The organism is Sphingomonas sp. 2SG (assembly GCF_005503285.1).
Classification (GTDB): Bacteria; Pseudomonadota; Alphaproteobacteria; order Sphingomonadales; family Sphingomonadaceae; genus Sphingomonas; species Sphingomonas taxi.
Genome location: NZ_SCMZ01000040.1, coordinates 1 through 25,967 on the forward strand (window position 1 = coordinate 1; position 25,967 = coordinate 25,967).

The 25,967-nt window shown below is 68.8% G+C and carries 22 protein-coding genes and 1 pseudogene; 8 read left to right on the forward strand and 15 right to left on the reverse strand.

The window, feature by feature from the left end; translation table 11 throughout:
* Positions 1 to 194: pseudogene (locus FFS23_RS14925) on the forward strand (hypothetical protein); the annotation flags it as partial.
* Here the strand turns inward: FFS23_RS14925 and FFS23_RS14930 are convergent.
* Entirely contained in the window at positions 191 to 976 is a 786-nt protein-coding gene (locus tag FFS23_RS14930) for a DUF3108 domain-containing protein (RefSeq protein ID WP_137899223.1), read from the reverse strand. The pseudogene FFS23_RS14925 and the gene FFS23_RS14930 overlap by 4 nt on opposite strands.
* A 125-nt stretch (positions 977 to 1,101) precedes the next feature.
* On the opposite strand from FFS23_RS14930, the gene FFS23_RS14935 reads away from it, so the two are divergent.
* Entirely contained in the window at positions 1,102 to 5,706 is a 4,605-nt protein-coding gene (locus tag FFS23_RS14935) for an NAD-glutamate dehydrogenase (RefSeq protein ID WP_137899224.1), read from the forward strand.
* Positions 5,707 to 5,833: 127 nt separating this feature from the next.
* Here FFS23_RS14935 and FFS23_RS14940 read toward each other — a convergent pair whose 3' ends face one another.
* The 6 genes from FFS23_RS14940 to FFS23_RS14965 form a co-directional block, all read right to left on the reverse strand.
* Positions 5,834 to 6,895, reverse strand: coding sequence for a PepSY-associated TM helix domain-containing protein (locus FFS23_RS14940; protein WP_137899225.1), 1,062 nt, complete (start codon positions 6,893 to 6,895; stop codon positions 5,834 to 5,836).
* 126 nt (positions 6,896 to 7,021) lie between these two features.
* Positions 7,022 to 7,705: a Fe2+-dependent dioxygenase gene (locus tag FFS23_RS14945; RefSeq protein WP_137899226.1), complete on the reverse strand. Its 684-nt coding sequence runs from the start codon at positions 7,703 to 7,705 to the stop codon at positions 7,022 to 7,024.
* Positions 7,699 to 8,394, reverse strand: a complete 696-nt coding sequence (locus FFS23_RS14950) for a tetratricopeptide repeat protein (protein WP_137899227.1) — start codon at positions 8,392 to 8,394, stop codon at positions 7,699 to 7,701. The genes FFS23_RS14945 and FFS23_RS14950 overlap by 7 nt, the downstream gene beginning before the upstream one ends.
* On the reverse strand, positions 8,394 to 10,817 hold the full coding sequence (locus FFS23_RS14955; RefSeq protein WP_137899228.1) for a TonB-dependent receptor: 2,424 nt from the start codon (positions 10,815 to 10,817) through the stop codon (positions 8,394 to 8,396). The genes FFS23_RS14950 and FFS23_RS14955 overlap by 1 nt, the downstream gene beginning before the upstream one ends.
* 75 nt (positions 10,818 to 10,892) lie before the next feature.
* The gene (locus tag FFS23_RS14960; protein WP_137899229.1) at positions 10,893 to 11,168 is read right to left on the reverse strand and encodes a ribbon-helix-helix domain-containing protein; all 276 of its coding nucleotides are present in this window, start codon (positions 11,166 to 11,168) and stop codon (positions 10,893 to 10,895) included.
* Positions 11,169 to 11,245: 77 nt separating this feature from the next.
* The gene (locus FFS23_RS14965) at positions 11,246 to 12,262 is read right to left on the reverse strand and encodes a glycosyltransferase family 2 protein (protein ID WP_137899230.1); all 1,017 of its coding nucleotides are present in this window, start codon (positions 12,260 to 12,262) and stop codon (positions 11,246 to 11,248) included.
* Positions 12,263 to 12,732: 470 nt separating this feature from the next.
* Between FFS23_RS14965 and sppA the strand changes: the two genes are divergently transcribed.
* Positions 12,733 to 14,619 (forward strand): signal peptide peptidase SppA, encoded by a 1,887-nt coding sequence (gene sppA, locus FFS23_RS14970; RefSeq protein WP_038662041.1) that lies wholly within the window; start codon positions 12,733 to 12,735, stop codon positions 14,617 to 14,619.
* 1 nt (position 14,620) lies between these two features.
* Positions 14,621 to 15,181: a GNAT family N-acetyltransferase gene (locus tag FFS23_RS14975; protein ID WP_137899231.1), complete on the forward strand. Its 561-nt coding sequence runs from the start codon at positions 14,621 to 14,623 to the stop codon at positions 15,179 to 15,181.
* A 334-nt stretch (positions 15,182 to 15,515) separates the two neighbouring features.
* Here the strand turns inward: FFS23_RS14975 and FFS23_RS14980 are convergent, their stop codons facing one another.
* Together FFS23_RS14980 and FFS23_RS14985 are read right to left on the reverse strand one after the other, a co-directional pair.
* Positions 15,516 to 16,175, reverse strand: a complete 660-nt coding sequence (locus FFS23_RS14980; RefSeq protein ID WP_137899232.1) for a trimeric intracellular cation channel family protein — start codon at positions 16,173 to 16,175, stop codon at positions 15,516 to 15,518.
* Between the two features lie 100 nt (positions 16,176 to 16,275).
* Entirely contained in the window at positions 16,276 to 16,845 is a 570-nt protein-coding gene (locus FFS23_RS14985) for a hypothetical protein (protein WP_137899233.1), read from the reverse strand.
* 225 nt (positions 16,846 to 17,070) lie between these two features.
* Here FFS23_RS14985 and ychF point away from each other — a divergent pair, with 225 nt between their 5' ends.
* The 3 genes from ychF (at position 17,071) to FFS23_RS15000 (ending at position 20,215) form a co-directional block, all read left to right on the forward strand.
* Positions 17,071 to 18,171 (forward strand): redox-regulated ATPase YchF, encoded by a 1,101-nt coding sequence (ychF, locus tag FFS23_RS14990; protein ID WP_137899234.1) that lies wholly within the window; start codon positions 17,071 to 17,073, stop codon positions 18,169 to 18,171.
* Positions 18,172 to 18,442: 271 nt separating this feature from the next.
* Entirely contained in the window at positions 18,443 to 19,759 is a 1,317-nt protein-coding gene (locus tag FFS23_RS14995; RefSeq protein ID WP_137899235.1) for an alkaline phosphatase family protein, read from the forward strand.
* A gap of 9 nt (positions 19,760 to 19,768) precedes the next feature.
* On the forward strand, positions 19,769 to 20,215 hold the full coding sequence (locus FFS23_RS15000) for a MaoC family dehydratase (RefSeq protein WP_038662051.1): 447 nt from the start codon (positions 19,769 to 19,771) through the stop codon (positions 20,213 to 20,215).
* A 30-nt stretch (positions 20,216 to 20,245) separates the two neighbouring features.
* Here the strand turns inward: FFS23_RS15000 and FFS23_RS15005 are convergent, their stop codons facing one another.
* The 5 genes from FFS23_RS15005 to petA all read right to left on the reverse strand — a co-directional run bounded on the left by FFS23_RS15005 (position 20,246) and on the right by petA (position 24,387).
* Positions 20,246 to 20,878, reverse strand: coding sequence for a hypothetical protein (locus FFS23_RS15005; protein WP_137899236.1), 633 nt, complete (start codon positions 20,876 to 20,878; stop codon positions 20,246 to 20,248).
* Positions 20,879 to 20,972: 94 nt separating this feature from the next.
* Positions 20,973 to 21,503 carry an adenine phosphoribosyltransferase gene (locus FFS23_RS15010; RefSeq protein WP_137899237.1) on the reverse strand — a complete coding sequence of 177 codons (531 nt, stop codon included), beginning with the start codon at positions 21,501 to 21,503 and terminating at the stop codon, positions 20,973 to 20,975.
* A 148-nt stretch (positions 21,504 to 21,651) separates the two neighbouring features.
* On the reverse strand, positions 21,652 to 22,494 hold the full coding sequence (locus FFS23_RS15015; protein ID WP_137899238.1) for a cytochrome c1: 843 nt from the start codon (positions 22,492 to 22,494) through the stop codon (positions 21,652 to 21,654).
* Between the two features lie 25 nt (positions 22,495 to 22,519).
* The gene (locus FFS23_RS15020; RefSeq protein ID WP_038662063.1) at positions 22,520 to 23,806 is read right to left on the reverse strand and encodes a cytochrome b; all 1,287 of its coding nucleotides are present in this window, start codon (positions 23,804 to 23,806) and stop codon (positions 22,520 to 22,522) included.
* Positions 23,807 to 23,820: 14 nt separating this feature from the next.
* Positions 23,821 to 24,387 (reverse strand): ubiquinol-cytochrome c reductase iron-sulfur subunit, encoded by a 567-nt coding sequence (gene petA / locus FFS23_RS15025; RefSeq protein WP_052075804.1) that lies wholly within the window; start codon positions 24,385 to 24,387, stop codon positions 23,821 to 23,823.
* 175 nt (positions 24,388 to 24,562) lie between these two features.
* On the opposite strand from petA, the gene FFS23_RS15030 reads away from it, so the two are divergent.
* On the forward strand, positions 24,563 to 25,027 hold the full coding sequence (locus FFS23_RS15030; protein ID WP_137899239.1) for a tRNA (cytidine(34)-2'-O)-methyltransferase: 465 nt from the start codon (positions 24,563 to 24,565) through the stop codon (positions 25,025 to 25,027).
* Between the two features lie 210 nt (positions 25,028 to 25,237).
* Here FFS23_RS15030 and FFS23_RS15035 read toward each other — a convergent pair whose 3' ends face one another.
* The gene (locus tag FFS23_RS15035) at positions 25,238 to 25,960 is read right to left on the reverse strand and encodes an AcvB/VirJ family lysyl-phosphatidylglycerol hydrolase (RefSeq protein ID WP_137899240.1); all 723 of its coding nucleotides are present in this window, start codon (positions 25,958 to 25,960) and stop codon (positions 25,238 to 25,240) included.
* Positions 25,961 to 25,967 lie beyond the last annotated feature (7 nt).

Below are 25,967 nucleotides of genomic sequence, written 5' to 3' on the forward strand. Positions count from 1 at the left end.
CCACCACGGCCCGCGCCGGCGCGATGGCGGCATGGCGCACGTGGCCGGCGATCGGCACCGTCGCCATCGATGCGGAGGCGGACGAATTCGTCGTGCTGCTCGCCCGCGCCCGCGCCGACGGGACGCTCGACGTCATCAAGCGCGTCGCGGGCAATGACGCGATCGACGGCATCGCCCGCCTGCCCGACGCCTAGTCGCCCGCTTCGGGCGGCAGCAACGTCTTGACGAAATGGCCGCGCGGGCCGGCATCGCCTTCCTGCCGGATCATCACCTGCGTGCGCTTGGCGAACCACATCCGCGTCAGTTCGTGCTCGGGCGCGTTATAGTCGGTGGTCATCAGCCAGCAGTCGACCGGCTTGCCGTCGGGGCCGGCGATCCGCGCCGCACCGGCGATGGTGAAGCGATAGCGATCGGGCTTGCCCGATCCGGGATCGTAGAGGCTGGCGACGAAGCTGATCCCCGCCGCCATCGGCAGTTGCTGGAACCATTCGCTGTCGGGCACGAAATTGAACAGCGGCGCGCTGCCCGCGATCGCGAAGTCCCTGGCGTCGTTGCCGGCGCGATCGGCGATCCCCGTCACGCGCGCGCCGTCGAAGCGATAGGCGGCGGTCTTCGTCACGCCGTCACGCACGATGGTGCGGACCTGTTCGATCGGGCGCATCGTCCCCGCCTCCATCAGGCTGTCCTCGCGGCGGACGCTGCCGTTCGGCCCCGCCCCGGTCCAGAGCTGCGCGACGCGGACCAGCCGGCGCCCGTCGCGCGTCTCGAAGCTGACCGTCCGCGACCAGATGTCGATCGCGGTGCGGTGGCCGTCCTTGACGACATAGCGCAGGTAACGCTGCGTCCCCGGCTTGAGCAACGCCGCGCGGGCGAGCGGCGCACCGACCCGTACCTCGACGTCTCTGCCCTTATCCTTCGCCATCGCGGGCGCCGCGAGGATCGCGGCCGCACAGCACAGCATCGTCGGCGTTCTCATCAAGCAACCCCCCATCCACCTCTCTGGTGTTCTATAAAGCTACCACACATAAAGTTGCTCGCACGCGTTATTTTCGCACTGCGGCAAGCCTTGAGGTCCTTGGATTGCAGGAGCATAGGCGACGCATGGCCGACCAGAACCAGAGCATGGCCGAGGCGCTCGCCGCCCGGCTGACCAAGGGCGCGCTACCGGGAGAGCTGACGGGCTTCGGCGACGCCGAACGCGCCGCCGCCGCCGCGTTCGTCGCGCAGACCGCCGCCAAGCGCGAATCGGGCAAGCCCGCCGTCGCGCTCGAACCGATCGCCTCCGATGACGTGCGGCGACGGATGCGACTCGCGATCGTCAACGACGACATGCCCTTTCTGGTCGATTCGATCGCCGCCGCGATCGGCGAGCTGGACCTCGACATCGATCGCGTCATCCACCCCGTCGTCCGCGTGACGCGCGACGCCGACGGCACGATGACCGATATCGGCGGTGCCGGCGCGCCCGAATCGATGATCTATATCGAGCTGGAACGCGCCGATGCGCGCGACCGGCGCGGGCTGATCGAGGAACTCACCGCGGTGCTCGCCGACGTGCGTGCGGCCGTGACCGACTGGCCGCTGCTCCAGCGCGCGATGGCGCGCGACGAGGCGGCGCTGCCGCAGGGCGAGGGCGCGGCGCTGCTGCAATGGTTCCTCGACGGCCAGTTCACCTTGCTCGGCCACCAGATCTGGCGGCGCGACGGCAGCGCGGGCGAGGCGCTCGGCCTTGCGCGCAATCCGCACCAGACGCCGGTGCTCGCCGAGGCGAGCCGCAGTTTCGCGATCCAATGGTTCGAGGAGGGCAATGAGGCGCCGCTGCTGCTCAAGTCGAGCCTGATCTCGACCGTGCATCGCGCCGTGCCGCTCGATCTCGTCATCGTGCCGGTGATGGACGGGAGCACCGTGGCCGGCCTCTCGATCCACGCCGGCCTGTGGACCAGCGCCGCGCTCAGCGTCCGCCCGCGCGACGTGCCGGTGCTGCGCGCGCGCCTGTCGGCGCTCGAGGCGAAGTTCGGCTTCGATCCCAAGGGCCATGCCGGCAAGGCGCTGACCCATGCGCTGACCGCTTTGCCCCACGATCTCGTCGTCGCCTTCCCCGCGCCGGCGCTCGAGGAGGTGGTGCTGACCGCGATGAGCCTCGCCGACCGGCCGCGGCCGGCGCTGGTGCTGGTGCGCTCGGCGCTTGGGCGGCATCTGTTCGCCTTCGCCTGGCTGCCGCGCGACGACCTCACCACCGCGCGCCGCGTGCAGATCGCACAGATGCTGACCGAGGCGTCGAACGGCAGCGTGCTCAACTGGTCGATCAGCCTCGACGACGGCGTCGTCGCCTTGCTGCGCTACACGATCGACCTGCGCGGCGACGGCCGCATGCCCGACACCGAACCGCTCGCCGAGCGGCTGCGCCGGATGGTGCGCGGCTGGGTGTCGGACGTCGAGGCGGCGCTCGCCGAGCGCGTACCCGCGGCACGTGCGGCGCGGCTCGCGCTGCGCTGGGCCAACGCCTTCCCGCCCAATTACCGCAACGTCAGCAGCCCCGCCGAAGCCGCCGCCGACATCCTGCGCGTCGCGACGCTCGACGATCCCGATGCGCGGTCGGTGCGCATCTTCCCGACGGTGCCGGGCGAGGATCGCCAGCTCAAGATCTACAAGCTCGGCGGCGCGCTGGCGCTGTCCGACGCGGTGCCGGTGCTGGAGAATTTCGGCTTCCGCGTGATCGGCGAACTGCCGACGCGGCTGCGCGAGGATGCCAATACCTTCGTCCACGACTTCGTCGTCGAGACCGACGCCAATGACGATGCGGACGACGCGGCGGTGCTGGAAGGCGCGATCGCCGCGGCGCTGGAGGGCGCGGCGGAGAATGACGCGTTCAACCGGCTGATCGTCGACGTCGGCCTGTCGCCGCGATCGGTGGTGCTGTTGCGCGCCTGGTTCCGCTATCTGCGCCAGGCGGGCCTGCCCTATGGCCTGACCACGGTGGTCGACGCGCTGCGTCGCGCGCCGAAACTGACCAAGGCGCTGATTGCGCGCTTCAAATCGGCGCATGACCCCGCGCAGCCGGGCGACGTGGCGGCCTGCGACGCGGCGATCGAACGCGGCCTCGACGCGGTGTCGGCGATCGACGACGACCGCATCCTGCGCGCCTATCGCAATTTGATCGCCGCCTGCCTGCGCACCAATGCCTTCGCCCCCGCCGCGGCGGAAGCGCTGGCCTTCAAGCTCGATAGCCATCTCATCCCCGGTCTGCCCGCGCCGGTGCCGTGGCGCGAGGTCTGGGTCTATTCCCCGCGCGTCGAGGGCATCCATCTGCGCGCCGGCCCGGTCGCACGCGGCGGCCTGCGCTGGTCGGACCGGCGCGACGACTTCCGCACCGAAATCCTCGGGCTGATGAAGGCGCAGCGCGTCAAGAATGCGGTGATCGTGCCGACCGGCGCCAAGGGCGGCTTCTACCCCAAGCAGCTCCCCTCGCCCGCGGTCGATCGCGACGCCTGGCTGGCGGAGGGGACCGAGAGCTACCGGATCTTCATCCGCTCGTTGCTGTCGATCACCGACAATATCGTCGAGGGCCGCGTCGTCCACCCGCAAGGCGTGCAGGTGCTCGACGGCGAGGACCCCTATTTCGTCGTCGCTGCCGACAAGGGCACCGCGACATTCAGCGACGTCGCCAATGCGCTGGCGCTGGAGCGCGACTTCTGGCTGGGCGACGCCTTCGCCAGCGGCGGCAGCGTCGGTTACGACCACAAGGCGATGGGCATCACCGCCAAGGGCGCGTGGGTGTCGGTGCAGCGCCATTTCGCCGAGCGCGGGCTGGACGTGCAGACGCAGCCGATCACCGTCGTCGGCTGCGGCGACATGTCGGGCGACGTCTTCGGCAACGGCATGCTGCTGTCGAAGACGCTCAAGATCGTCGCGGCGTTCGATCACCGCCATATCTTCATCGATCCCGATCCGGATCCGGCGGCGAGCTGGGACGAGCGTGCGCGGATGTTCGCGCTGCCGCGGTCGAGCTGGGCGGATTATGACGCCGGCCTCATCAGCGAGGGCGGCGGCGTCTGGGCGCGCAGCGAGAAGGTCATCAAGCTGTCGCCGCAGGCGCAGGCGGCGCTCGGCATCACCGCGACGCAGCTCGATCCCGCCGCGCTGATCTCGGCGATCCTCAAAGCGCCCGCCGACCTGCTCTGGTTCGGCGGCATCGGCACCTATGTGAAGGCGGCGGCGGAGAACAACGTCGCGGTCGGCGATCCCGCCAACGACCGTCTGCGCGTCAATGCCGAGGAATTGCGCGTCACCGCGATCGGCGAAGGCGCCAATCTCGGCGTGACGCAGGCGGCGCGCATCGCTTTCTCGACGCGCGGCGGGCGGATCAACACCGACTTCATCGACAATTCGGCAGGCGTCGATTGTTCGGATAACGAGGTCAACATCAAGATCGCGCTCAACCGCGAGATGAACGAGGGCCGCCTCGGCTTCGAGGAGCGCAACGCGCTGCTCGCCAGCATGACCGACGACGTCGCGCATCTGGTGCTCGAGGACAACCGCCTGCAGACGCTGGCGCTGTCGATCGCCGAGGCGGACGGCGCGGCGGCGATCCCCAGCTATGTCCGCGTCATCGAGATTTTCGAGGGCAGCGGCCGGCTCGACCGCGCGGTCGAGGGGCTGGCGGGCAACGAGGACCTGCTGCGCCGCGGGCAGGAAGGCCATGGCCTGACCCGTCCCGAACTGGCGGTGCTGCTCGCCACCGCCAAGCTGGCGTTGCAGGACGGCATCGAACATGCGCCGCTGGCGATGGCCGACGAGCTCAGGCCCGATCTCCACGCCGCCTTCCCGGCGGCGATGCGGCGCGATTATGCGCAGGCGATCGACGACCACCGGCTGCGCGCGCAGATCGTCGCGACCAAGCTCGCCAACCGCATCGTCAACCGGCTCGGCATCCTGTTCCCGTTCGAGCTGGCCGAGGAGGAAGGCGCCACGGTCGCCGATATCGCGGCGATGTTCGTGGTCGCCGAGCGGCTGTTCGGCCTCGACGCGCTCTGGGCGGAGATCGAGCACGCCGACATTTCGGAAGGCGCACGTATAGCGCTGTTCAACGAGGTGGCGGTGGCGACGCGCTCGCATATCGCCGATCTCTTGCGCGCCGCGGCGCCGGGGACGTTGCCGGGGGCGGTGCTCGACCGGCTCGGCACCGGCATCGCCCAGCTCGAACGCCAGACCGCCTCGCTGCTGCTCGAAGAGGCGAGCGCGCAGAGCGCGCGCATCGCCGCGCAGCTCGAGGCGGCGGGCGCGCCCGCCGATCTGGCGCGGCGCGTCGTGCGGCTGTTCGACCTCGACGGCGCGGTCGGGCTGGCGGCGCTCGGCGAGCGGCTCGGCCTCGACGAGATCGAGCTGACGCGGGCGTTCACCCATCTCGGCCAGGCACTCGGCCTCGACTGGGCGCAGGCGAGCGCGGCGCGGATCGTGTCGAGCGATCCGTGGGAGCGGCTGCTGCTCGCCGGCCTGTCGCGCGAGTTCCAGCAGCAGCGGCTGGAATTCCTCGCGCGCAGCGGCGGCGCGGACCCGCGCGGCGCGGTGAACGACTGGCTTGCGGCGAATGCGGCGCGCGTCGGCCAGTTCAAGGCGGTGATCGACCGCGCCCGCCACGCGGCGCAACCCAATGCGGCGATGCTCGCGCAGATCGCCGGTCAGGCACGGGTGCTGCTGGGACGGTAAATCCTCCCCGGTACGGGGAGGTGGCACCGCGCAGCGGTGACGGAGGGGGGCTTCCACAGGCGTTGCGCGATGTGGAAGCCCCCCTCCACCAGCTTCGCTGGTCCCCCTCCCCGTGCCGGGGAGGAATTTAGGAGCGCCGCACCTTCGCCCGCCATTCGCGCGCGCGCCACCACATGATCACGCCCGTCACCGCGAGCACCGCCGGCGCGATGCCGCCTAGGAAGATCACGACCTGCCAGACGATCCCCATCCCCTCGCCGTCGTGGATGCGGCGCATCGTCAGCGCCAGGCCGCCCGGCCGCCGCGCCGGCGCCGCCACCGCGACGCCATTGTCGTCCGCCACCTTGACGACATGGCCGCCGGCATAGGTCACCGTCCAGTCCGCGGTCGCGCTGGTCGGCCAGGCGATGCTGCGGAGCGCGCCGCGCCGCACGCTCGCCGCGCGCGCGACGACCAGATCGAGCGGCTGCCCCGGCTCGGCGAGCGGCACCGCCCGCTGCGCGCCGCGGTCCGGCGCGCGCTGGCCGCCGAACACCGCCGGGAAGCTGATCCACGCGCCGGTCAGCGACAGCACGAACAGCGGCAAGGCGATCCAGAAGCCTGCCATATGATGGATATTGGTGTCGGTGTTGCGATGCCGCCGCCAGCGCAGCCCCTTGGTGAAGGCGCCCACCGTCGGCCACCACAGCCACAGCCCGGTGAAACTCGACACCATCATCGCGACGCCGATCCAGCCGACGATCGTCCGGCCGATCCCCGGCACCTGCAAACTGCCGTGCAGCACGTGCAGGAAGCGCACCAGCCCGGCGTTGCGCTCGGCGACGTCGAGCACGCGCGCGGTCGGCGGATCGAGGTAGATCATCATGCGCGGCGGCGGCCCGCGGCGGTCGGGGTCGACGGTCGCGGGCGCGGCGGCGACCGTCACCGGCCCCTTGCCCTCCGGCATGGTGATCTGGGCGATCCGCTCGCCGGGCTTGAGCGCCGCCTGCGCCGCGGCGGCATAGGTCTCGGGCGTCCGCAGCGTGGCGCCGCTGATCTGATAGCGCGCGGGATGGACGATCCGGTCGAGCGCGTCGTGCCAGACGAGCGCCGCACCGGACAGCGACAGCGGGATGATGAGGATCGCCAGCAACAGGCCGATCCATTTGTGGATCTGGAACCACGTCCTCCGCCACGCCAGTTTCGTCATCGCTCGCTCCAACCCATTGGCGCGGCGTCGCATGCGTGCCGGGGGGAGGTCAATCTGCCGGACGCCTTACAATTAACGATGTCATCCCCGCGAAGGTGGGGCTGACGGACTTGGGGGAGCGCGCCCCTACACCTCCGCCCAGCGGCGGAGCAGGTTGTGGTACACGCCGGTCAGCTTGACCACGGCCGGCGCATCCGCGCCCATCGCCGCGGTCGCCGCTTGCACGCCCTCGTCTAACTCGAACAGCATCCGCCGCGCACCGTCGTCGCGGACCATCGACTGGATCCAGAAGAAGGACGCGACTCGCACCCCGCGCGTCACCGGCGTCACGCGATGCAGGCTGGACGCGGGATAGAGGACCATATGGCCCGCGGGCAGCTTGACGGTCTGCGTGCCGAACTGATCCTCGATCACCAGTTCGCCGCCGTCGTAATCGGCGGGGTCGCTGAGGAAGAGCGTCGTCGACAAATCGGAGCGGATACGAAAGTCGCTGCCGCGGCGGATACGGATCGCACTGTCGACATGCGTGCCGAAGGTCGCGCCCGGCCCGTAGCGGTTGAACAGCGGCGGAAACACCTTGAGGGGCAGCGCCGCCGCGACGAACAGCGGCGACGCGGCGAGCGCGTCGAGCACCATCGCGCCCCCTGCCCGCGCCGCCGCGCTATCCTCGGGCAGTTGCTCGTTACGCTTCGCCAGCGCGGACTGGTGGCCCGAGGTGGCATTGCCGTCGGTCCAGTCCGCCGCGTCGATCGTCGCGCGCAGCGTCGCCACCGCCGCCGCATCGAGCAGGTCGGGGATCGCGATCAGCATGCGCGCGCCCCCGCCAGCGCCGCCGGACCGCGGCTGCGCAACGCGGCATGCGGACAGGCGGCGAGCCAATCGCGCACCTGCGCGACGAAGCGCGCATTGCCGAGCGCGCCGGCGCGGCCGATCCAGTGTAAGGCTTCGTCCATCCGCCCCGTGTCTGCCAGCATTCGCGCATGGTTGAAACAGCCGCGGAAATCGCCGCCCGCCGCGGCGCGTTCGTAGCATTTCGCCGCCTTCGCCATATCGCGCGGGGCGACCCAGCCGTCCTCGGCGAAGCTGCCGACGAAATTCATCGCCTTCACATTGCCCAGCGCCGCCGCCCGTTCGAGCCAGTCGATCGCCGCCGCCTTGTCCTCCGCAACGCCCTCGCCGAGCGCGAGCAGCGTCGCATAATTGTACATCGCCCAGTCGAGCCCGCGTTTCGCGGCGACGCGATAACATTCCGCCGCGCGCGCCTTGTCGACCGTAGTGCCCCAGCCGAGGTCGTAGCAGCGCCCGACCATGTTGAGCGCCATCAGATGCTGCTGCGCCGCCGCCTTGACGAACCAGCCGAGCGCCGCGGCGGGGTCCGCCGCGACGCCATTGCCGTCGAGCAGCATCTGCCCGAACATCGCCTGCGCGTCGGGCAGGCCCGCCTCGGCCGCACGCCGCACCAGCGCGGCCTCGTCCGCGGCGAGCGCCACCGCCGCCATCAGAAGCGCACGGCGACCGTGCCGAACACCGTCCGCCCCGCCGCGACCTGCGCGAAATGGGTGGTGTAGAGCTGGCTGTAATACACCTTGTCGGTCAAATTCTGCGCATTGACGCTGAGATCGACGTTGGGCGTCAGCTTGACGCTCGCGCGCGCATCGAAGCGCCAATAGGCGGGCGCCTGACGGACGAGCAGCTTGGTCGCGACGAGCTGCGTCGCGCTGCGATCGTCCGAATAGCCGGCGATTTGCTTGCCCATATAGATGGCGGTGCCGCCGACCTCGAGCCGGTCCCACAAGGTGACGTTGGTCGTCGCGGTGAAGCTGTCGCGCGTCGTCTGCGGCATCTGCCGGCCGGTATTGACCGAGGAGACCGCGACGCCGCCGAGGATCGTCGAGCCACCGTCGATCACCTTGGGGTCGAGGTGCGTATAGCCGCCGAACACCGTCCAGCCCGGCAGGATCGTCCCCGTCGCGCCCAGCTCGATACCGCGGATGCGCGATTCACCGATGAACTCGACGGTATTGTTCGGCCCGGTGACGCGGGCATTGTCGATCTGCGTCTGGAACGCCGCCGCGGTCAGCAGCAGCTTCTCGCCGAGCAAGGTCGCCTTGGCACCGACCTCGTAGGATTTGGTCTTCTGCGGCTTGAGCAGATCGACGATCGCCGCGGTCTGTGCCGTGGTGGGCAGCGCATTGTCCTCGCGCCCCTCGCCGAGCAGGCTGTTGGGCGGCGTCGCCGCGGTGGCGTAGCTCGCATAGACGCTGGTGTCCGGCGTCGGCTTGAAGACGAGCCCCGCCTGCCAGTTGAAGAGTTCGTCGGTGCGCTTGATCTGGAATTGCGTCGCCCCCGGCAGCCGCGTCGTCGACGAGAAGCGGTCGTAGCGCAGGCCGAGGTTGAGGATCAGCTCGGGCAGCAGCGTGATCGAATTGAACGCATAGGCCGCACGCGTATTGGCGTCGTTCTGCGTCTGCGCCGCGAGCGCACCGCGGACGATCGGCGTCCGCACCGTCGACGTATCGTTGACGTAATTCACCCAGGGATCGTTGGGGTTGGGCGTGAACAGGCTGGTGCAATTGTAGCGGGCGAGCGAGCTATTGTTGCAGCGCGGCGCCACGGTCGAGCCGTTGGCGAGCACATAGGTCCCGCGGCGCGCCTTCTCCCAGGCGAATTCGGTCCCCGCGGCGAAACTATGCTCGATGCTGCCGGTCTTGAACGTGCCGTACAGATCGGTCTGGTTGATGATCGATTCCGTATAGCCGAAGCGCGTGTTCGAGCGCCGCCACACATAGCCGCCGCTGGTCCGGTCGCCGCGCAACCCTGCCGCACCCGTCGTCGGGTTCGTCGCGGTCGTGCCATAGACGTTGCCCTGGCTGTCGTCGGGCATCGACATGATGTAATTCTGATCGGTGTGGGTGAAGCGCGCGGTGTTGCGCAGCGTGATGCCGCCGAAATCATGCTCGGCGCGTAGCGTTGCCTGATGCGTCTTGGTGTCGCGGAAGTCGCGGTCGGTCAGGCCGTAGAACACCGAACGATCGACATAGCCGGTCTGGCCGCCGCGCGTTGTGATCGTGCCGAGCGCCGGCCGCGACGCGATCGTCCCCGTCCCCGGGGCGTTGCCGATCGTATAGAGATAGGGGATGCCCGCATCGGGCAGCTCGTGGCTTTCGAGATAATAATAGCTCGCGGTCAGCCGCGTCGCCGTGCCAAGGCCGAGCGTCACCGACGGCGCGACGCCCCAGCGACGTGCGTAGAGCGCATCGCGACCGGCAATGTCCTGATCGTGCCACAGCCCCTCGATGCGGAACGCCGCCATCTCGCCGAGCTTGAGGTTGAGGTCGGCGGTGACGCGCTTGAAGTCGGCGTTGCCGTAGCTGCCGGTGACGCTGCCGAAATCGTCGAGCTGCGGCAGTTTGGAGATGATGTTGATCGTGCCGCCCGCAGAGCCACGTCCGCCGAGCGTCGAATCCGAGCCGCGGACGATCTGGATCGTCTCGGTGGCGAACACTTCGCGGCTTTGCGCGCCGAGATCGCGGACACCGTCGACATAGATGCTGCCCTGCGTATCGAAGCCGCGGATGAACGGCCGGTCGCCGAGCGGATTGCCGCCCTCCGCCGCGCCGAAGGTGATCCCCGGCACGGTGCGCAGCGCGTCCTGCAGGCTGATCGATCCGGTCTGCTGGATCACCTCCTTGGGAATCAGCACGATCGAGCGCGGCGTGTCGATCAGCGGCGCGACCGCCTTGGGATCGTCGGTCCGGCGGACGCGCTCGCCGGTGACCAGGATATCGTCGGGATCGCGGCGCTGGTCGGGGTCGGAGACCGGGATCGGCGTCGGTTTCGTCGCGTCCTCGGCATAAGCGGGCAGCGTGTGGAACGCGCCGACGCACGACAAGGCCAGGAACGAAACGGACGATTTGGACATTGAGACCCCCTGCTTTTTTCTTGGGGGCTCGCTATTGAGAGTCGTTCGCACTGTCAACGGTATTGCGTGGCATTCTCACTGATCGTGATCACCCGTCTCGATCTGTGCCCGAGCGAACAGCCAGCTGCGGATTGCGCTCGCCAGATTGGGCGGCTCGTCGGCGGCGATGCGCAACACGTCGATCTGCGCGACCAGCGCCGACAGCGGCAGCGCCTGCGCGACCGCCGCCGCTTCCAGCGCCTGCCAGAACGCCGGTTCCAGACTGATCGAGGTCTGATGGCCGGCGATCGTCATCGACCGTTTCACCGGACCTTCGAACCCGAACCGCGGCGGCTGGATGGCGGACGACATGAGCAGGTGGATTCCGATATCGTGGAACGATCGTCATCGCGGCGAACCGCCGCCGCGGCAAGCCGCCGCCTGCCCGCTCAGGCGGTCTGCGTGATCGCCCCCCAGATCTTCTCGAGCAGCGCCCTGATCTCGCGCACCTCGGCCTCGATGCCGTCGAGCCGCGTGTTGAGGTGATGCTGGTTGCCCGACAGTTCGCGATGAGAGGCGATCTGCACCGCCTCGATCTGCTGGCGCGCCAATTCGCCGTTCTTGAGCAATGCGGCGACCAGCCCGATCCGCGCCGGGTCCTTGTCGAGATAGGCGCGCAACAGGCTGTTGCGGTACAGCGTGTTGTAGCGGAGGTGCGTCGGCAGCCCGTCGGTGATCGTATTGGCGTAGTCGCCGGCGTCCGCCGACACGCGGACGTGATAATTGGCGAGCGGCTCGGGCAGCAGGGCGATGTCGGCGAGTTGCAGCGCGCGCAGGTTGAAGTCCCAATCGTCGAGCACGGGCAGATGCGAATTCAGGAAACCCGCCGTCGCCGCGACGTTGCGCCGCCACAGCAGCGCGATCGGCGGGACCTGCGGCGTGCGCAGGACGTCAAGGAAGTCGACGACCGCACCGTCATAGCCCTGCACCGCGGCGGCGGTGATCTCGACCGTGGTCCCGTCGAACCGCTCCTCGACCCGGTTCCACCTGGTGAGCACCGCGCCGAACCGGCGCTGCTCGGGCGCGAGCAGGAAGGCGGCGCCGGTGGCGAGGAACGCCGGGTCCCAGGAATCGTCGTCGTCATGCGTCGCGACGAACGCCGACGTTCCGCGCGACAGACCGAGATTGGCCGCCGCGCTCATCCCCAGGCTGGCGGGATTGTGGATGACGGTGATGCGTCCGGCGAGCGGCTCGGCGAAGACCTGCACCAGCGCGTCGACGGGCGCGGCCTCGCCGCCGTCGTTGATCAGATAGAGGTGCCAGTTCGCATGCCACTGATTCACCACGCTCGCCAGCGCCCGCCCGAGCAGCGCCGGCCGGTCCTTCGTCCGCATGACGACGTCGACGCCGTCCCCGGTCCCGTCGTCGCGCAGCTTCGCCATGCTGTTGGGAAAGATGGTGCTCATGGATACGGCAGATCCCTCTAGGAAGTCCTCGTATCATAGGCGCGGCCCGGAGACCGGAGACGCGGCACGGGCATTTAGATGGCATCCCCCCCGCTGGAGGAAGGCTATCGCCAATCGTTCGTGCGAGTCCGCCGAACACCAAGCCCACCCCGTCACCCCGGACTTGTTCCGGGGTCCACCCCGCGGCGAGGAGAGAGGCTTAATTTGACCATTCTCTCGCGGCTCGGTGGACCCCGGAACGAGTCCGGGGTGACGAATCTGATGATCGAACGGATCGAACCTCATCAGCGTAGCCATTTGCGATAGCCCTGCCCCTCGCGGGGGAGGCATTGCGCTAGGACGACAAATATCGATCCAACCCAGCGCGCATGATGCGACGGCTGCCGCCCCCTGTATTGTCGCCCTAATACGGACCGTTGCGCGGCACGCGCCGCTGCTCTAGCGCTGCACGGGAATAGAAGGAGCGACGCGTGAAGCTGGTACGGGGCGCATGGAAGCTGCTGGTGGCGATCAAGGACGGTCTGGTCCTGATCGCGATGCTGTTGTTCTTCGGTCTGCTGTTCGCGGCGCTCAATGCGCGGCCGGGGTCGAAGGCGATCGTCCCCGGCGCGCTGGTGCTCGACCTCGACGGCACGATCGTCGAACAGCCCGAGGAACAGGCGCCGTTCGCCGCGCTCTCCGGCCAGGCGATGCCGCGCCAGTATCGCGCCCGCGACGTGCTGCGCGCGATCGACGCTGCGCGCACCGACGATCGGGTCAAGGCGCTCGTCCTCGACCTCGACCGGTTCGGCGGCGGCTATCCGGCGACGCTCAACGAGGTCGCCGAGGCGATCCGCCGCTTCCGCGACACCAAAAAGCCGGTGCTCGCCTACGCCACCGCTTACACCGACGCCGGCTATCGCCTCGCCGCCAATGCGAGCGAGATCTGGGTCAACCCGCTCGGCGGCACGATCTTCACCGGCCCCGGCGGCAGCCAGCTCTACTACAAGGGCCTGATCGACAAGCTCGGGGTCAACACCCATGTCTATCGCGTCGGCAAGTTCAAGAGCTTCGTCGAACCCTATACCCGCGCCGACCAGAGCCCGGAAGCGCGCGAGGCGAGCCAGCAGCTGCTCGGCGCGCTGTTCGGCCAGTGGCGCGAGGCGATCGCCAAGGCGCGGCCCAAGGCGCAGGTCGGCGCGTTCCTGGCCAGCCCCGACCGGATGATCGTCGCCGCCAACGGCGATATCGCCAAGGCCAATCTCGCATCGAACCTCGTCGACACGCTCGGCGACCGCGTCGCCTTCGGCCGCCGCGTCGCCGCTTTGGTCGGCAGCGACGCCAGCAAGCCGGCCGGCACCTTCAACACGATCAAATACGACGCCTGGGTCGGCGCCAATCCGCTGTCGAAGACGGGCGACAACATCGGCGTGATCACCGTCGCCGGCGACATCGTCGACGGCGAGGGCGGGCCGGGCAGCGCGCATGGCGATACGATCGCCAAGCTGATCCTCAACGGCCTCGCCAAGAAGAACCTCAAGGCGCTGGTCGTGCGCGTCGATTCGCCCGGCGGCTCGGTGCTCGCCTCCGAACGGATCCGGCTCGCCATCCTCGAGGCGAAGAAGAAGGGGCTGCCGGTCGTCGTGTCGATGGGCGGGCTCGCCGCGTCGGGCGGCTATTGGGTATCGACGCCGGGCGACGTGATCTTCGCCGAGCCGGGGACGATCACCGGCTCGATCGGCATCTTCGGCATCATCCCGACCTTCGAGAAGACGCTCGCCAAGATCGGCGTCACCGCCGACGGCGTGAAGTCGACGCCGCTGTCGGGCCAGCCCGACGTCTATGCCGGCACCACGCCGCAGCTCGACACCATCCTGCAGGCGGGGATCGAGAACGGCTATCGCCAGTTCCTCGCCCGCGTCGCGCAGTCGCGCGGGATGACGCCGCAGCGCGTCGACGAGATCGCGCAGGGCCGCGTCTGGGACGGCGGCACCGCGCGCCAGCTCAAGCTGGTCGATCGCTTCGGCGGCTTGCAGGACGCGGTCGCGGAGGCGGCGAAGCGCGCCAAGCTCGATCCCGCCAAGGTCCACGCCGAATATCTGGAGAAGGCGCCCGGCTTTGCCGCGCAGATCGCCGCCAGCTTCGCCGACAAGGACGACGACGACGCGAGCGAGACTGCGCAGGGCGGCGACGTCTTCGCGCGGATCGCGGCGGAGCGGCGCGGGCTGCTCGCGCAGGCGCTCGGCGACGTCAAGCGGCTCGCCACCGCGGGGTCGGTGCAGGCACGCTGCCTCGAATGCGGCGGCCTCGGGCCGAGCGACACCGCCGGGTCGGACGCGCGGCTGCTCGACCTGATCCTCGCGCGCGTCGGGCTGTGAGATGATCGCGCTCCGCCCCGCGACGCCGGACGACGCCGCGGCGGTCGCGGCGATCTATGCGCCACACGTGCTCGCCGGCACGGTGTCGTTCGAGACCGAGGTGCCCGATACGCGCGCGATGCGGACGCGGATGGCGTCGTCCGCCGGCCTCTATCCGTGGATCGTCGCGACGACCGGCGAGGCGACCGGCGGCGTGCTCGGCTATGCCTATGCGACGCGCTTCTCTGAGCGCGAGGCCTATCGCTGGGCGGTGGAGACGACCATCTACGTCGCCGACGTCGCGCAGCGCCAAGGCGTCGGCCGGCTGCTGTACGAGGGATTGATCGACACGCTGCGTGCGCAGGGCTTCACCCAGGCGATCGGGCGCATCGCGCTGCCCAACAGCGCCTCGATCACGCTGCACGAGCAGGTCGGCTTCCGCCGTGCCGGCGTGTTCCGCGCGATCGGCCACAAGCACGGCCAGTGGATCGACGTCGGCTATTGGCAGTGCGCGCTGACCGAACCTACCGCGCCGCCGGCCGAACCGAAGCGCTTCGCCGATACCGGCGTGGTGCGCGGCTAGGCGGGTCTAAGCGGCACGCCGTCTCCTGACGAAGCAAGGCATCCAAGAAAGTCCGCATCGCTGGTGGAGCAACCCAGTGCTCCTGCGAAAGCAGGAGCCCAGGGCCAAGCAAGACAACGCCTTACACCGATCGGTACTCCTAGGCTCCTGCCTTCGCAGGAGCACTGGGGCCGTTTTGCGGAGGTCTCACCCCTGTCCTATTCGCCGCCCCGCTGATACCGATCCGACTCGCGCTCTTTGCCATCGTCGAGATCACAGCAAAAACGGAAACGATAGCCCCGGATCGTTTCCGTTAAGGTGTCCATCTTGTCCATGTCGTCCAACACGGTCTCGATCAGGCGCCCTCGCGCCCATCGCCGTCGCGGCGGCGATACGCCGGCAGCGCCAGCCGGAAGCGGATCGCGAAGGCGCGCAGGCCGAACCCCGCCGCCGCGGCGATGATCGCCGCCGGCGCGCCGGCCAGTCCGATCAGCCCCAGCGCCACGTACAGCGCCGACGACAGCGCCGCCGCGGTGACGTACAATTCCGGCCGCATCAGGATCGACGGCTCGCCCGCGAGCACGTCGCGGATGATGCCGCCGACGCAGGCGGTCACCACCCCCATCAACGCCGCCGGCACCGGCGGCACGCCGTAGCCGATCGCCTTGGCCGCGCCATAGACCGCATAAGCGGCAAGGCCGACCGCATCGAACCAGGCGAGCGCGCCGTCCTTCCACCACCGCTCCGGCGTCACCCAGACCAGCGCCGCCATCAGCAGGCAGACCGTCGCCGCGCGGGGATCATGGACCCAGAACACCGGCGCATCGATCAGCAGGTCGCGCACCGTGCCGCCGCCGACCCCGGTGATCAGCGCGAAGAAGGCGAGCGTCACCGCGGTCTGCCCGCGCTTCGCCGCCGCGAGGGCACCCGAGACGGCGAACACCGCCAGCCCGGCGACGTCGAACCACGGCGCGAAGGCGGGAAGCAGATCGGCGGCAGGCAAAGGCGGCAACATCACCGCCGCCTACCGTGTTCGCGACCGCCGAGAAAGGCTGCGTCGCGCATCCCCGCCGTGTTCCTGCTGGGGCGAGCCCTTCGGGGATAACCGCACCGCGTCAGAACCGCCGCCCCACCACCAGATGCACCATCGGATTGACCGGATTGCTCGCGCCGCGCTCGCCGCGCAACCGACGCGTCGCATCGGTCGCGCTGGCATAGGCGCTACCCATCATCGCGCCGACCTCGATGCCGATCCGGGTGCGATCGGCAAGCGCGCCGGTATAGCCGAACGTCAGCGTCGGCGTCCGCCGCAGACCGGCGCGGCTGCCGGGCACGTTGCGCTGGCGCGGCGCACCGACCAGCCCGCGATCGGTTCCTTGCTCGCCGGCGCGCGGATCGTACATCCGCGTCCCCGCCGACAGGTGAAAGCCGCTCGCCTCGACCGGGTAGAACTCGAGCATCGAAGTGCCGAGCCGTTGATGCCGCTTCTCGCGCGGACCGGGTGCCGTGACGATGGTGGTAACGCGCAGCCGCAGGTTGCCGGTAAGCCGGGCATCGTGCTCGACCTCGCTACCGAGCGCCAGCGGCTGGAGCGCCCATCGCGCCTCCCCACCCGCCGCCGCATTCGGCAGCGACTGGGCTGCGACGGACGACGCCAGCCACGACGCAGCCAATGCTCCGATCACCCCAATGATCCGCGTCGCAATGCCTCCCGCGTCGCGCGTCCGCCGCCGGCCTGCCGCCCATGTCGATCCACCATCCTGCATTCATTCGAGATACATGTTCAAAATGGTCTATTTCTTAACTCGCGCCGAAGCCAGCGACGAACTGCCGCGGCTACCCGCCATCTGGTCAAACCGGGCGGCGGACGGTAAGGCGCGCGCTTTCCCCCCATCAGAATAGAGCGCATCATGGGTTTCCGCTGCGGCATCGTCGGCCTGCCCAACGTCGGCAAGTCCACCCTCTTCAACGCTTTGACCGAAACGGCAGCGGCGCAGGCGGCCAATTATCCGTTCTGCACGATCGAGCCGAACGTCGGCAACGTCGCCGTCCCCGATCCGCGGCTCGACCAGCTCGCCAAGATCGCCGGCTCGGCGAAGATCATCGAGACACAGCTCGCCTTCGTCGACATCGCCGGGCTGGTCCGCGGCGCGTCGAAGGGCGAAGGGCTCGGCAACCAGTTCCTCGGCAACATCCGCGAGGTCGACGCGATCGTCCACGTGCTGCGCTGCTTCACAGACGGCGACGTCACCCACGTCGAGGGCAAGGTCGATCCGATCGCCGACGCCGAGACGGTCGAGACCGAGCTGATGCTCTCCGACCTCGAAAGCCTTGAAAAGCGCGTGCCCAACCTCGTCAAGAAGGGGCAGCAGGGCGACAAGGAGGCCAAGATCGGCGCCGCGGTGCTCGGCCAAGCGCTCGACCTGCTGCGCGAGGGCAAGCCGGCGCGGCTGACCCAGCCCAAGGATGCCGAGGAGGCGCGCGTGTTCGCGCAGGCGCAGCTCATCACCGCCAAGCCGGTGCTCTACGTCTGCAACGTCGACGAAAGCGACGCGGCGCACGGCAACGCGCTGTCGGCCAAGGTGTTCGAGAAGGCCAAGGCCGAGGGCGCCGAGGCAGTGGTCGTCTCCGCCGCGATCGAGGCCGAGATCGCGACGATGCCGGTCGAGGATCGCGCCGAATTCCTCGCCGAGTTGGGCTTGCAGGAGACCGGTCTCGCCCGCGTCATCACCGCCGGCTACAAGCTCCTCAACCTGCTCACCTTCTTCACCGTCGGGCCGAAGGAGGCGCGCGCTTGGACCGTCCATGCGGGCGCCAAGGCGCCACAGGCGGCGGGCGAGATCCACACCGATTTCGAGCGCGGCTTCATCCGCGCCGAGACGATCGCCTTCGCCGACTACATCGCCTGCAAGGGCGAGGCCGGCGCCCGCGACACCGGCAAGCTGCGCCAAGAAGGCAAGGAATATGTCGTCCACGACGGCGACGTGCTGCTGTTCCGCTTCAACGTCTGACCCCGATCCGCCCCGACGGGACAGGGCAACATTGCGTTGGCATAACGGCTCCCCCATTCCCGTCATGCCGGACCTGATCCGGCATCCCGCTTCTGCCAGCCGTCCGAAGGAGCGGGACCCCGGCGCAAGGCCGGGGTGACGGGGCGGGTTTCAAAACACGCCCCCCTCCATACGAACGCTCATAGGCGACAGGCCTCCGCAGTTTCGGTTGTGGCAGCACCCCTGTCCCGCGTAGAGGACGCGCGCCCTCCACGTCCGGGACGATCCGCCTGTGAGACTGATTCCCCTCGCCGCCGCCGCGCTATCGCTTGCCGGCTGTGCCTTGCCCTACCCGCCCCCCGCTTTGTCGCCCGTGACGCAGCCGGCGCCGTCGCCAGCATCCGCCAGCCTGCCGCCCGCGCCGCTGCCGCGGATGCAGACCGCGCCGGTGACGATCCTCGTCTCGATCGACGGCTTCCGCCCCGATTATCTCGACCGCGGGGTGACGCCCAATCTGTCGGCGCTCGCGGCGGGCGGCGTCAGCGCGGCGATGCGCCCGTCCTTCCCGTCGGTCACCTTCCCCAATCACTGGACGTTGGTGACGGGCAAGGTCCCCGACCATCACGGCATCGTCGGCAACCGGATGGAGGACCCGGCGCGTCCCGGTGAGACCTTCACCATGGCGAGCGACGATCCCTTCTGGTGGAACGCCGCCGAGCCGATCTGGGTCACCGCCGAAAAGGCGGGGGTGCGGACCGCGACGATGTTCTGGCCGGGTGCCAACGTCGGCTGGGGCGGCACGATCGTTCCCAACAGCCATGGCGCGGTCGCCAACGCCACCCGCCCCGAGGACTGGCAGCAGTTCAACCAGGCGGTGACCGGCGCACAGCGCGTCGACGCGGTGATCGACTGGCTGCGCCGGCCCGCCGCGACGCAGCCGCGCTTCCTCACGCTCTATTTCGACACCGTCGACAGCGCCGGCCACGCCAACGGACCGCAGGCCGCCGCGACGACGCAGGCGGTCGCCGATGTCGATGTCCAGATCGGCCGGCTGGTCCAGGGGCTGCGCGGCCTGCGACAGCCCGCCAATCTCGTCATCGTCGCCGATCACGGCATGGCGGCGACCGACAGCGCGCGCACCATCGCGCTCGACCGCATCGCCGATCCCGCGGACTATCGGCTGCTGTCCGAAAGCGGCCCCTATGCGACCTTCTATCCCGTCCCCGGCCGCGAGGCGGCGCTGGAAGCCGCGCTGCTCAAGCCGCACCCGCATATGACCTGCTGGCGCAAAGGCGCGGTGCCGGCGCGCTTTCGCTACGGCACCAATCCGCGCATCCCGCCTTACGTCTGCCTCGCCGAGACGGGCTGGCTGATCCTCAAGTCCGCGCCGGCCACCGCGTTCCGCGGCGGCGCGCACGGCTATGACAATCGCGCGCCCGACATGGCGGCGCTGTTCCTCGCCAACGGTCCGGCGTTCGTCGGCGGCAAGCGTCTGGCGAGCTTCGACAATACCGACGTCGCCCCGCTGCTGCGCGACCTGCTCGGCCTGCCCGCCGGCGTGGGTCTGGACGGCGACGACGCACCCTTTAGACCGGTGCTCAAACGATAGGAGGATGCGGTGCAATATTTCGAGGATATCGAGGTCGGCGCGACGGCGCGCTTCGGCGATTATCCGGTGACGCGCGAGGAGGTCATCGCCTTCGCCGAGAAATATGATCCGCAGCCCTTCCACCTCTCCGACGAGGCCGCCGCCGCGACGCACTTCGGCCGATTGTCGGCGAGCGGCTGGCATACCTGCGCGATGACGATGGCGATGCTGGTCGCGCATCTCAAGGCGAACGAGCAGGCCGGGCTGGGCTCGCCGGGGATCGACGAATTGCGCTGGCGGACGCCGGTCTATCCCGGCGACCGGCTACGCTGCGAGACCGAGGTGCTCGAGAAACGCCGCTCGGCGAGCCGGCCGGAGATGGGCATCTACAAGAGCCGGATGACGGTTCTCAATCAGGACGACGTGGTGGTCATGACCTTCGTGTCGAACGGGTTGATCGAGACGCGCGCACGCTGACGGTCGCCGGAGCGACCGCCAGTGCCGGGATCACCGCCGCCCGCGCCAGCCGCCGCCGCCACGCGGACCACCGCCGCGCGGGCCGCCGCCGCGATTGCCGCCGCCCCAGCCACGCGGCTGGCCACCGCCCGCCGGTGCGACCGCCTGCGGTGCCGCAGCTTGCGGCGTGCCGGAGACAGTCGGACGATTGCCGCGCCAATTGCCCCGGTCGCCGCGGAAGCCGTCCCCGCGGATGCCGTCGCCGCGAACGCCGGGCGTGCGGTCGCCACGGAAGCCCGGACCCCGATCACCGCGGAAGCCGTCCCCACGGTTGCGATCGAAGCCGTTCCAGTCGTTGCGGAAGTTGCGGTCGCCGCGCCAGCCGTTGCGGCGCTGCTCCCAATAGCGGCGCTGGCCGTCGTTCCAGCGATACGGCCGGCGATATTGATCGTAGACGTAGATGCCGGTGCCCGGATAATAATAATCGCCGTACCAGCCGAAGTAGCTCGGATAGCCGCCGTAGCCACCGCCATATCCGCCGTATCCACCATAGCCGCCGTCGTAATAGCCGCCGCTGCCATAGCCGACGTTGACGCCGCTATAACCGTAGCCATCCGTACAAGCAGAGGTCGCGACCCCGGCACCGAAGAGGAGGCCGATCAGGGCCAGACGCTTGAGCAACATGCTGCTCTCCCAAAAAACGGGCGCGAGCATAGGGCAAAGACGCGCCGACTCGTCGCTCAACGAGGGCAGGTCATCGCAGGTTCCGGCTGAACGGTTAATGACCGGCGAACGTAACCAGCGAATCTACCTGGATATTCTCCGCGCGCAACGCGTCGGCGCCACCGAGATCGGGCAGGTCGATGACAAACTGCGCCTGCGTCAGTTGCGCCCCCGCCTTGCGCAGCAGCCGCACCGCGGCGCGCGCGGTGCCGCCGGTGGCGATAAGGTCGTCGACGAGCAGCACGCGCTGGCCGGGCACCAGCGCATCCTCGTGCATGACGATCCGGTCCTCGCCATATTCCAGCGCATAATCCTCGGCGATCGTCGCGCCCGGCAATTTGCCGTCCTTGCGGATCAGCAACACGCCGGCGTTCAGCGGCAGCGCCAGCGCCGCCGCGAACAGGAAGCCGCGCGCCTCAATTCCCGCGACGAGATCGACCGGCCCCACCGTCGCCGCGACCATCCGCTCGATCGTCGTCGCGAAGCCGGCGGGGTCGAGCAGCAGCGTCGTGATGTCGCGGAACTGGATGCCGGGCTTGGGGAAGTCCGGGATGGTGCGGATCAGTGCCTTGAGGTCGTCGTTCATCCGCGTGCTGTGCGGGGATGCATCGGCGGGGTCAATGCGCGGCTATCATTCCTTCCCGGCACACCGACGGATGCGAGCGAGGACCCGTAAAACAAAAGGGGAGCGCCTCGCGGCACTCCCCTCTCCAACCTCGCCGTGGCGGGCCGGATCAATGCTTCACGTCGCGCCAGACGTTCTGATACGCGCCCCAGGCGAGGAAGCAGAAGATCAGCAGGAAGATCCCCGCGGCCACACCCGCCGCATGGCGCGCATTGAGGTTCGGCTCCGCCGTCCAGGTCAGGAAGGCGGCGACGTCGCGCGCCATCTGGTCCTTGGTCGCCTTGGTGCCGTCCGAATAGGTCACCTGACCGTCCGAGGTCAGCGGCGGCGGCATCGCGATGTTGAGGTTCGCGAAATACGGATTGTAATGCAGCCCCTGCGGCGTCTTCGACCCCGGGAACTCCTTGACCAGCGCCGCCGGCTGCGCGCGATAGCCGGTGAGCAGCGCATGGACGTAGTTGGAGCCGTCCTCGCGCGCCTTGGTCATCAGCGACAGATCGGGCGGCAGCGCATTGTTGTTCGCCGCACGCGCCGCGATCTCATTGGCGAAGGGCGACGGGAAATGGTCCGACGGCACGTTCTTGCGCGTTGCCGGCTCGCCCGTCTCCGGGTTGATGTTCGGCTGCTCGATCACCCACTGGTTGGCGATCGCCTTCACCTCGGGCTCGGAATAGCCGATCTTGGTGAGGTCGCGGAAGGCGACGTACTTCAGGCTGTGGCAGGCCGAGCAGACCTCCTTGTAGACCTGGAAGCCACGCTGGAGCTGCTGGCTGTCGAACTTCCCGAAGAAGCCGTTCGACGGCAGGTGGATGTTCTCCGGATGGAGGTGGAAGACGTGCTCGGCGCTTTCTGGCGCCGGGTCCTGGATCGCGGTCTTGGCGGTGCCGAAGAGCGCGATCGCGAGCACGAAGACGAAGGCGGCGCCGACCAGCGAGGCGATGATGCGAGGCATGATGTTCTGTTGTCCCCCAGTCGGTTCAGGCGTGCGCCGCGGTTTTGACCGGGCTGGTGCCGCCCTGCTTCGCCAGCACCGCCTCGGTGATCGAGTTCGGCAGCGGGCGCGGACGCTCGGAGCGCGCGACCCACGGCAGGATGATCAGGAAGTGGGCGAAATAATAGGCCGAGGCGAGCTGGCCGAGGATGACGTTGCGCGCATTGGCCTCCGCGCCGCCGACATAGCCGAGCACCAGCACGTCGACGAGCAGGATGGCGAGGAAGGCACGATATTTCGGCCGGTAATTGGCCGAGCGCACCGGCGAGCTGTCCAGCCACGGCAGGAAGAACAGCAGCAGGATCGAGCCGAACATCGCCAGCACGCCCCACAGCTTGGCCGGCAGGATGAAGTCCGCGGTGAAGCTCTTGAGGATCGCGTAGAAGGGCAGAAAATACCATTCCGGCACGATGTGCGCGGGCGTCGAGAGCGGATTCGCCTCGATATAATTGTCCGGATGGCCGAGCATGTTGGGGCTGAAGAAGATCAGCGCCGCGAAGATCAGCAGGAACACGCCCAGCCCGACCGCATCCTTGGCGGTGTAATAGGGATGGAACGGGACGGTATCCTGCTCGCCCTTCACCTCGACGCCGGTCGGGTTGTTCGATCCCGGAATGTGCAGCGCCCAGATGTGCAGGATGATGACGCCCGCGGTGACGAACGGCAGCAGATAGTGGAGCGAGAAGAAGCGGTTGAGCGCGGCATTGTCCGGTGCGAAACCGCCGAGCAGCCAGATGCGGATCGTCTCGCCGACCAACGGTATCGCCGAGAAGAAGCCGGTGATGACCTGCGCACCCCAGAAGCTCATCTGCCCCCAGGGGAGCACATAGCCCATGAACGCGGTCGCCATCATCAGCAGGAAGATGACGACGCCGAGCAGCCACACCATCTCGCGCGGCGCCTTGTACGAGCCGTAATAGAGGCCGCGGCCGATATGGATGTAGACGACGAGCAGGAACATCGACGCGCCGTTGGCATGCGCATAGCGCAGGAACCAGCCGGCGTTGACGTCGCGCATGATGCTCTCGACCGAGCCGAAGGCGACGCCGGCGTTGGCGGCATAATGCATCGCCAGCACGACGCCGGTGATGATCTGGATCGCCAGTGCGGCGCCGGCGAGCACGCCGAAGTTCCAGAAGTAATTGAGGTTGCGCGGCACCGGATAGCCCGCACCGACGGCATTGTAGACGAGGCGCGGCAGCGGCAGCTTCTCGTCCAGCCAGCGCATCAGCGGCTGCTTCGGTTCGTAATGTTTGGCCCAGGGAAAGCTCATGATCCGGATCTCCCTCAGCCGACCGTTACGGCGGTATCGGAATTGAACGTATAGTCGGGGACGGCGAGGTTCTTGGGTGCCGGTCCCTGTCTGATACGCGCCGCAGTGTCATAGGCGGAGCCGTGACACGGGCAGAAATAGCCGCCGAACGGCCCCTTGTTCTCGCCCTCGCCCGCCCCGAGCGGCACGCAGCCGAGATGGGTGCAGACGCCCAGCGTGATGAGCCAGTTTTCCTTGCCGGGCTTGGTCCGCTCGGCGAGCGTCTGCGGATCGCGCAGGCTCGCGACGTCGACCTTGTTGGCCTCGGCGATTTCGGCGGGGGTGAGGTTGCGGACAAACAGAGGCTGCTTGCGGAACTGCGACTTGATCGCCTGTCCCGGTGCGATCTTCGACAGATCGACCTCGGTGGTCGACTGGGCGAGCACGTCGGCGGAGGGGTTCATCTGGTTGATCAGCGGCAGCACGATCGCCAGCGCGCCGACCCCGGCGAAGGAGACGGCGGCGATATTGATGAAATCGCGACGGCGGGGATCGTGGACTTCCTCGTGGAACGGTTCCGGCGATTCACCGGGTGGTACCATGCTGTCAGTCGCCATTCGTCTCTGCCCTCGTCCATCATTATTGCGGAGGAACCGGTCGTGCCGCGCCACCGAACCCTACCGTCCCCACGGCGAGCCGGGGAACTGATAGACGGCGGGCCGACGCTTTGCCAACAGCATTTTACCGCAGCCGCGTGCGCCGCTAAGACGCCGGGCCATGACGACCGGCCTGCGCATCGCTTTGTATCAGCCCGACATCGCCGGCAATGTCGGCGCGGTAATGCGCACCTGCGCCTGCTTCGGCATCGGCCTCGACCTGATCGAACCGATGGGCTTCCAATGGGACGACAAGCGCGTCGCACGCGCGGCGATGGACTATATCGACCACGTCTCGATCACCCGCCACGCCGACTGGACCGCGTTCCTCGCGCAGCTCGGCGGCCGGCTGGTCCTGTCGACGACGCGCGGCGCGACGCCCCTGCCCGCCTTCGCCTTCGCGGCCGGCGACGTATTGCTGTTCGGCCGCGAGAGCGCCGGCGTGCCGGAGGACGTGCACGCACGGGCCGACGCGCGGGTGGTCATCCCGATGGCGCCGCCGCTGCGCTCGCTCAATCTGTCGGTATCGGCGGGGATCGTCGCCGCCGAAGCGTTGCGGCAGACGGGTGACTTTCCTTCATTGTGATCCACGCGAAGACGCGAAGAGAAGAAGAAGGTCGGTTCGCGCAGAGGCGCAGAGGCGCAGAGAGGTGGCGGTCGGGGGTCCCGTGCCGGCATACGCGGTCCGATCATCCGTTTCGTCGGGGGTAAAAGGCTGCGCCGCACGGGCCATCTCTGCGCCTCCGCGCATCTGCGCGAACCAACCTTCTTCTTCGCGCCTTCGCTTGAACTAAAACTAGGGCGCCACCGCGCGCACCGCCCCCAACACGTGGCGCAGCAGCCCGGCTTCGTCATGATGGATGTTGTGCCCGCCCGGCATGCCGATCACCCGCGCCCCGGGCACGCGCAGCAGCGGGCACAGGCTGTCGTCTTCCTCGACGCCATAGATGCAGGTGAGCGGCGCCCAGGTCAGCGTGTGGGCGGTGGTCACGCCGACGCTGTCGGGCGAATCGCCGTACGACCAGCCGGTCGGGTCGGCGCGGAAATAGACCGAATCGCCCGGCAGGACGAGGACGATCGCCGCCACCTTCGGGCGCAGATCGGCCGGCAGATGGGCAAGCCCGGTCTGGACGATGTCGGCGCCATAGGATTGCCCCATCACCACCACCCGCGCGACGCCGGTACGGGCGAGCGCGGTACGGACGACGTCGGCCATGAACGCGTCGACCTCGGCGCGGGTACGGCGCCGGCGGAACACCGCAGGGGTGGAGATGCCGACCACCGGGACATGATGTTCGGTCAGCCCGCGCGAAGTCGAGGCGCCGAGCAGGAAGCGCAGCCCCATGTCCCCCGAGACGTTGACCACCGCGATCCGCGCCGCCGGCGGCACCGCCGGATAGACGTGGACCGGATCGCGGTCGAAATACCCCGCCGCCCAGACGAACGCGCAGACGAAGGCGGAGCTGACCGCGGTCACGCGCAGCCCGCGAAACAAGGATTTGCGCGTCGATCGGTCCATGACAGCG

Coding starts and splice junctions, on each gene's coding strand:
- FFS23_RS14930 (WP_137899223.1), bottom strand. CDS start 976: ATGAGAACGCCGACGATGCTGTGCTGTGCGGCCGCGATCCTCGCGGCG.
- FFS23_RS14935 (WP_137899224.1), top strand. CDS start 1,102: ATGGCCGACCAGAACCAGAGCATGGCCGAGGCGCTCGCCGCCCGGCTG.
- FFS23_RS14940 (WP_137899225.1), bottom strand. CDS start 6,895: ATGACGAAACTGGCGTGGCGGAGGACGTGGTTCCAGATCCACAAATGG.
- FFS23_RS14945 (WP_137899226.1), bottom strand. CDS start 7,705: ATGCTGATCGCGATCCCCGACCTGCTCGATGCGGCGGCGGTGGCGACG.
- FFS23_RS14950 (WP_137899227.1), bottom strand. CDS start 8,394: ATGGCGGCGGTGGCGCTCGCCGCGGACGAGGCCGCGCTGGTGCGGCGT.
- FFS23_RS14955 (WP_137899228.1), bottom strand. CDS start 10,817: ATGTCCAAATCGTCCGTTTCGTTCCTGGCCTTGTCGTGCGTCGGCGCG.
- FFS23_RS14960 (WP_137899229.1), bottom strand. CDS start 11,168: ATGTCGTCCGCCATCCAGCCGCCGCGGTTCGGGTTCGAAGGTCCGGTG.
- FFS23_RS14965 (WP_137899230.1), bottom strand. CDS start 12,262: ATGAGCACCATCTTTCCCAACAGCATGGCGAAGCTGCGCGACGACGGG.
- FFS23_RS14975 (WP_137899231.1), top strand. CDS start 14,621: ATGATCGCGCTCCGCCCCGCGACGCCGGACGACGCCGCGGCGGTCGCG.
- FFS23_RS14980 (WP_137899232.1), bottom strand. CDS start 16,175: ATGTTGCCGCCTTTGCCTGCCGCCGATCTGCTTCCCGCCTTCGCGCCG.
- ychF (WP_137899234.1), top strand. CDS start 17,071: ATGGGTTTCCGCTGCGGCATCGTCGGCCTGCCCAACGTCGGCAAGTCC.
- FFS23_RS15005 (WP_137899236.1), bottom strand. CDS start 20,878: ATGTTGCTCAAGCGTCTGGCCCTGATCGGCCTCCTCTTCGGTGCCGGG.
- FFS23_RS15010 (WP_137899237.1), bottom strand. CDS start 21,503: ATGAACGACGACCTCAAGGCACTGATCCGCACCATCCCGGACTTCCCC.
- FFS23_RS15015 (WP_137899238.1), bottom strand. CDS start 22,494: ATGCCTCGCATCATCGCCTCGCTGGTCGGCGCCGCCTTCGTCTTCGTG.
- FFS23_RS15020 (WP_038662063.1), bottom strand. CDS start 23,806: ATGAGCTTTCCCTGGGCCAAACATTACGAACCGAAGCAGCCGCTGATG.
- petA (WP_052075804.1), bottom strand. CDS start 24,387: ATGGTACCACCCGGTGAATCGCCGGAACCGTTCCACGAGGAAGTCCAC.
- FFS23_RS15030 (WP_137899239.1), top strand. CDS start 24,563: ATGACGACCGGCCTGCGCATCGCTTTGTATCAGCCCGACATCGCCGGC.
- FFS23_RS15035 (WP_137899240.1), bottom strand. CDS start 25,960: ATGGACCGATCGACGCGCAAATCCTTGTTTCGCGGGCTGCGCGTGACC.